Source organism: uncultured Escherichia sp. (assembly GCF_948475835.1).
Taxonomy (GTDB): domain Bacteria; phylum Pseudomonadota; class Gammaproteobacteria; order Enterobacterales; family Enterobacteriaceae; genus ECMA0423.
This window is the reverse complement of sequence record NZ_CAOLGM010000187.1, coordinates 1-5,984: the sequence shown is the minus strand read 5'-3', so window position 1 is coordinate 5,984 and position 5,984 is coordinate 1. Positions and strand designations below refer to the sequence as shown.

Below are 5,984 nucleotides of genomic sequence, written 5' to 3'. Positions count from 1 at the left end.
CATGCCGATGAATACCGCTTCGATAGCCAACAGACCACCGGGGAGCAGCGGGTAGCATTTCAGGGGCCATCGCCAGAGTGAAAATAAATTCCGCTACCAGCAACCAGCCCGCGACGAAAGGGCTGATGAGGAAAATTAACGGGTTTACGATTAAGAAAATGATGAGGGCGAGTTTGTACCAGTCGGGGGACTGGCCCAAAAAATTGCGCCATAGCGCGCGGCCCCAGGAGATCTCCATGATGGTTTCCCTTACCTTACAAATAATCAATGATGTTTTTATGTTTAAACGCAAAGCTTAACGGTCAGGCAGGAGTGAGGCAAGTCTTGATAGTCAAGGGGAAAGAGATGCGGAAAATGAAGCCTTGATCCCTTTTTTCTTCTTTTTGTCTGCTATCAGCGTAGTTAGCCCTCTGGTATGATGAGTCCAACTTTGTTTTGCTGTGTTATGGAAATCTCACTATGGTCATTAAGGCGCAAAGCCCGGCGGGTTTCGCGGAAGAGTACATTATTGAAAGTATCTGGAATAACCGCTTCCCTCCCGGGACTATTTTGCCCGCAGAACGTGAACTTTCAGAATTAATTGGCGTAACGCGTACTACGTTACGTGAAGTGTTACAGCGTCTGGCACGAGATGGCTGGTTGACCATTCAACATGGCAAGCCGACGAAGGTGAATAATTTCTGGGAAACCTCTGGTTTAAATATCCTTGAAACACTGGCGCGACTGGATCACGAAAGTGTGCCGCAGCTTATTGATAATTTGCTGTCGGTGCGTACCAATATTTCCACTATTTTTATTCGCACCGCGTTTCGTCAGCATCCCGATAAAGCGCAGGAAGTGCTGGCTACCGCTAATGAAGTGGCCGATCACGCCGATGCCTTTGCCGAGCTGGATTACAACATATTCCGCGGCCTGGCGTTTGCTTCCGGCAACCCGATTTACGGTCTGATCCTTAACGGGATGAAAGGGCTGTATACGCGCATTGGTCGTCACTATTTCGCCAATCCGGAAGCGCGCAGTCTGGCGCTGGGCTTCTACCACAAACTGTCGGCGTTGTGCAGTGAAGGCGCGCACGATCAGGTGTACGAAACAGTGCGTCGCTATGGGCATGAGAGTGGCGAGATTTGGCACCGGATGCAGAAAAATCTGCCGGGTGATTTAGCCATTCAGGGGCGATAATCCCTTCCGTTTAAAGAGCAAACCCCTCAAACGAGGGGTTTTTTGTTGTTTTTACAGATTTCCCATTCTTGGCGGGCAACGTTCCAGCAACTCGATGCTGCCGTCTTCGTTTTGCTGTTCGAGCATCACATCAAATCCCCACAGGCGATGCACATGCTTCAGCACTTCTTTGCGCCCCCGATCCAGCGGTGCGCGATTATGTGGAATGTAACGCAGCGTCAGCGAACGGTCGCCGCGCAAATCCACGTTCCAGATCTGAATATTCGGCTCCAGATTACTTAAGTTATATTGCGACGATAACCGGTTACGGATCTCCCGATAACCTTCTTCATTATGAATAGCGGAAATCTCCAGATAATTATGCCGATCATCATCCAGCACGGTGAAGAAGCGGAAATCACGCATCACTTTCGGTGACAGAAACTGGCTGATAAAACTCTCATCTTTGAAATCACGCATCGCGAAATGCAGCGTTTCCAGCCAGTCGGAACCGGCGATATCCGGGAACCAGTATTTGTCTTCTTCCGTTGGCGACTGACAAATCCGTTTAATATCCTGGAACATGGCGAACCCGAGGGCATACGGGTTGATGCCGCTGTACCACGGGCTGTTATAGGGGGGCTGGAAGACCACATTGGTGTGGCTGTGCAAAAACTCCAGCATAAAACGTTCCGTTACTTTCCCTTCATCATACAGATGGTTAAGGATGGTATAGTGCCAGAAGGTCGCCCAGCCTTCGTTCATCACCTGAGTCTGTTTTTGCGGATAAAAATACTGGCTCACCTTACGCACAATACGCAGGATTTCACGCTGCCATGATTCCAGCAGTGGCGCATTTTTCTCCATAAAATAGAGCAGGTTTTCTTGTGGTTCGGACGGATAGCGGCGCGCTTCAGCAACCGTTTTCTCTTCCTCGCGCTTCGGCAGGGTACGCCAGAGCATATTGACCTGACTTTGTAGATACTCTTCGCGACTTTTCTGCCGGGCTTTCTCTTCTTGCAGCGAGATTTTTTGCGGGCGTTTGTACCGGTCCACGCCGTAGTTCATCAGCGCGTGGCACGAGTCCAGAAGCCGTTCTACTTCATCAACGCCATAACGTTCTTCGCACTCGGTAATATATTTACGGGCAAAAATCAGATAATCGACAATCGAACTGGCGTCGGTCCAACTGCGGAATAAGTAATTGTTTTTAAAGAAAGAGTTATGCCCATAGCAGGCGTGTGCCATCACCAGCGCCTGCATGGTAATGGTGTTCTCTTCCATCAGGTAAGCGATACACGGGTTAGAGTTAATGACGATTTCATAGGCCAGTCCTTGCTGACCGTGCTTATACAGCCGTTCAGTCTCGATAAACTTTTTACCGAATGACCAGTGCGGATAGTTAATTGGCATGCCGACGCTGGAGTAGGCATCCATCATCTGTTCTGAGGTTATCACTTCAATCTGGTGCGGGTAGGTATCCAGCCGGTAGAGTTTCGCCACCCGGTCTATCTCTGCCAGATAAACATCCAGCAGGTCGAACGTCCAGTCGGGTCCATCGCTCAAACGTGTGGTGTCCTTATTCATAGAATCGATCGTCGCCATACGCGCACCTCATTGTTGTCGGCGCTCTCTGTGTGGAGCACCTCATTTCAAGCATAGAACACCTGTTAAAAACCGCGTCGCCGGAGAATTTTTTTCTTTGCGATTTCTTATTATCAGAGTGCCACTAATCCGCTTCTGAACGGAATTTTATGCTGGATAAAAAGGGCGTTCAGCAGGAGATACTAAAGACGCCATATTGCCGCAGAGTCAGGGAGATGTGAGCCAGCTCACCATAAAAAAGCCGTATGTTGAATAATATTTTCAACTGAGTTATCAAGATGTAATTAGATTATTATTCTTTTACTGTATCTACCGTTATCGGAGTGGCTATGCGAGTTGTCATACTGGGAAGTGGTGTGGTAGGCGTTGCCAGCGCCTGGTACTTAAATCAGGCAGGACATGAGGTCACCGTCATTGATCGGGAGCCGGGGGCCGCCCTGGAAACCAGCGCCGCGAATGCCGGGCAAATCTCCCCCGGATATGCTGCACCGTGGGCGGCACCAGGTGTGCCTTTAAAAGCGATTAAATGGATGTTCCAGCGCCATGCGCCGCTGGCGGTTCGTCTCGACGGTACGCAGTTCCAGTTGAAATGGATGTGGCAAATGTTACGTAACTGCGACACCAGCCACTACATGGAAAACAAAGGGCGGATGGTGCGTCTGGCGGAATACAGCCGTGATTGCCTGAAAGCATTGCGCGCCGAAACCAATATTCAGTATGAAGGGCGTCAGGGTGGGACGCTGCAACTGTTCCGTACCGAACAACAGTATGAAAATGCGACCCGCGATATCGCCGTGCTGGAAGATGCCGGCGTACCGTATCAGCTGCTGGAATCCAGCCGCCTGGCGGAAGTGGAGCCCGCGCTGGCAGAAGTAGCGCACAAACTGACGGGTGGTCTGCAACTGCCCAATGATGAAACCGGAGACTGCCAGCTGTTTACCCAGAATCTGGCGCGGATGGCAGAGCAGGCGGGGGTTAAATTCCGCTTTAATACGCCCGTTGACCAACTGCTTTGCGACGGCGAGCAAATCTACGGCGTGAAGTGTGGCGATGAAGTGATTAAGGCCGATGCGTATGTGATGGCGTTTGGTTCTTACTCGACGGCGATGCTCAAAGGCATTGTTGATATTCCGGTGTATCCGCTGAAAGGCTACTCGCTGACTATTCCAATTGCGCAGGAAGATGGTGCGCCAGTATCCACCATTCTTGATGAAACCTACAAAATCGCCATTACCCGTTTCGATAACCGCATTCGTGTTGGCGGAATGGCGGAAATTGTTGGTTTTAACACCGAGCTGTTGCAACCGCGTCGTGAAACGCTGGAAATGGTGGTTCGCGATCTCTATCCACGCGGCGGTCATGTCGAGCAGGCGACTTTCTGGACGGGTTTGCGCCCGATGACGCCAGACGGTACGCCGGTTGTCGGGCGTACACGCTTTAAAAATCTGTGGCTGAATACCGGTCACGGCACGCTCGGCTGGACGATGGCTTGCGGTTCCGGTCAGTTGTTAAGCGATCTGCTCTCTGGTCGCACGCCAGCGATCCCATATGAGGATCTAAGCGTAGCGCGCTACAGCCGTGGATTTACGCCATCACGTCCGGGCCATTTACATGGCGCACACAGCTAAGGAAACGAGATGACCCGTCCGATACAGGCCAGCCTCGATCTGCAGGCATTAAAACAGAATCTGTCCATTGTCCGCCAGGCCGCGCCGCACGCGCGCGTCTGGTCGGTGGTAAAAGCGAACGCTTACGGGCATGGTATTGAGCGTATCTGGAGCGCGCTCGGGGCCACCGATGGCTTTGCATTACTTAACCTGGAAGAGGCAATAACGTTACGTGAGCGCGGCTGGAAGGGGCCGATCCTGATGCTGGAAGGATTTTTCCATGCTCAGGATCTGGAGATTTATGACCAGCACCGCCTGACCACCTGCGTACACAGCAACTGGCAGCTCAAAGCACTGCAAAATGCGCGGCTAAAAGCACCGTTGGATATTTATCTTAAAGTGAACAGTGGGATGAATCGGTTGGGCTTCCAGCCCGATCGCGTGCTTACCGTCTGGCAGCAGTTGCGGGCAATGGCGAATGTTGGCGAGATGACCCTGATGTCGCATTTTGCCGAAGCGGAACATCCTGATGGAATTTCCAGCGCGATGGCGCGTATTGAGCAGGCGGCGGAAGGGCTGGAGTGTCGGCGTTCGTTGTCCAATTCGGCGGCGACTCTGTGGCACCCGGAAGCGCATTTTGACTGGGTTCGGCCTGGCATTATTTTGTATGGCGCTTCGCCGTCCGGTCAGTGGCGTGATATCGCCAATACCGGATTACGTCCGGTGATGACGCTAAGCAGTGAGATTATTGGTGTCCAGACGCTAAAAGCGGGTGAGCGTGTGGGCTACGGCGGTCGCTATACTGCGCGCGATGAACAGCGAATCGGCATTGTCGCCGCAGGGTACGCCGACGGTTATCCGCGCCACGCGCCTACCGGTACCCCTGTTTTAGTGGACGGCGTGCGCACCATGACGGTGGGGACCGTCTCGATGGATATGCTAGCGGTCGATTTAACGCCTTGCCCGCAGGCGGGGATTGGTACGCCGGTTGAGCTGTGGGGCAAGGAGATCAAAATTGATGATGTCGCCGCCGCTGCCGGAACGGTGGGCTATGAGTTGATGTGCGCGCTGGCGTTACGCGTCCCGGTTGTGACAGTGTAACTTGTTGTAAGCCGGATCGGAGACAGCGTCTTCTGGTTGCGAAAAAATCATCCATCCGGCTGGTCAGCAACTGTAGTTGTTAATGTGACAGAGCCATTGCCCATGATAGTGTCCATTAAAATGGACTGCGCCCTAGATCTTGGACAACTTATGCAGCCTGACTCAATCGATATTGTACCGGGCTAAGACCGCCAAGTTTTTCCTTTATCCTCAATTGATTATAATAGTTTATGTAATCAATGATGTCTCGCTTTAAGTCCTCCACATTTTTATATTCATTGAGGTAATAACATTCTGATTTCAATGTTCCAAAAAAGCTCTCTATAACTGCATTATCAAGACAATTTCCCCGGCGAGACATACTCTGGACTATACCGCTATCCTTTAACCATCGTTGCCACCGGGACATCTGATATTGCCAACCTTGATCGCTGTGCAGTATGGGGTGTTCATCTTTCGACAGCTGTTTCAGCGCATCCGTAAGCATAGTCTGCACCATTGAAGGTTGAGGGC

Annotated in this window: 5 protein-coding genes and 1 pseudogene; 3 read left to right on the top strand and 3 right to left on the bottom strand. The window is 51.6% G+C overall.

Annotated features, from left to right (window positions below):
• Positions 1 to 238 (bottom strand): annotated as a pseudogene (gene nhaB / locus QZF50_RS22210) (sodium/proton antiporter); the annotation flags it as partial.
• Between the two features lie 221 nt (positions 239 to 459).
• Here nhaB and fadR point away from each other — a divergent pair.
• Positions 460 to 1,179 carry a fatty acid metabolism transcriptional regulator FadR gene (fadR, locus tag QZF50_RS22205; RefSeq protein ID WP_000234823.1) on the top strand — a complete coding sequence of 240 codons (720 nt, stop codon included), beginning with the start codon at positions 460 to 462 and terminating at the stop codon, positions 1,177 to 1,179.
• Positions 1,180 to 1,230: 51 nt separating this feature from the next.
• Here fadR and QZF50_RS22200 read toward each other — a convergent pair whose 3' ends face one another.
• Positions 1,231 to 2,763 (bottom strand): SpoVR family protein, encoded by a 1,533-nt coding sequence (locus QZF50_RS22200; RefSeq protein WP_000190854.1) that lies wholly within the window; start codon positions 2,761 to 2,763, stop codon positions 1,231 to 1,233.
• Between the two features lie 329 nt (positions 2,764 to 3,092).
• On the opposite strand from QZF50_RS22200, the gene dadA reads away from it, so the two are divergent.
• Both dadA and dadX read left to right on the top strand, forming a co-directional pair.
• The gene (gene dadA / locus QZF50_RS22195; RefSeq protein WP_001266908.1) at positions 3,093 to 4,391 is read left to right on the top strand and encodes a D-amino acid dehydrogenase; all 1,299 of its coding nucleotides are present in this window, start codon (positions 3,093 to 3,095) and stop codon (positions 4,389 to 4,391) included.
• A 9-nt stretch (positions 4,392 to 4,400) separates the two neighbouring features.
• The gene (dadX, locus tag QZF50_RS22190) at positions 4,401 to 5,471 is read left to right on the top strand and encodes a catabolic alanine racemase DadX (RefSeq protein ID WP_000197840.1); all 1,071 of its coding nucleotides are present in this window, start codon (positions 4,401 to 4,403) and stop codon (positions 5,469 to 5,471) included.
• Between the two features lie 148 nt (positions 5,472 to 5,619).
• Here the strand turns inward: dadX and QZF50_RS22185 are convergent.
• A partial coding sequence (locus tag QZF50_RS22185; protein WP_157921395.1) for an IS3 family transposase occupies positions 5,620 to 5,984 on the bottom strand: 365 nt, incomplete at its 5' end.

Bases quoted from the DNA above. Each gene is read 5' to 3' on its own strand.
- fadR (WP_000234823.1), top strand. From the start codon at position 460: ATGGTCATTAAGGCGCAAAGCCCGGCGGGTTTCGCGGAAGAGTACATT.
- QZF50_RS22200 (WP_000190854.1), bottom strand. From the start codon at position 2,763: ATGGCGACGATCGATTCTATGAATAAGGACACCACACGTTTGAGCGAT.
- dadA (WP_001266908.1), top strand. From the start codon at position 3,093: ATGCGAGTTGTCATACTGGGAAGTGGTGTGGTAGGCGTTGCCAGCGCC.
- dadX (WP_000197840.1), top strand. From the start codon at position 4,401: ATGACCCGTCCGATACAGGCCAGCCTCGATCTGCAGGCATTAAAACAG.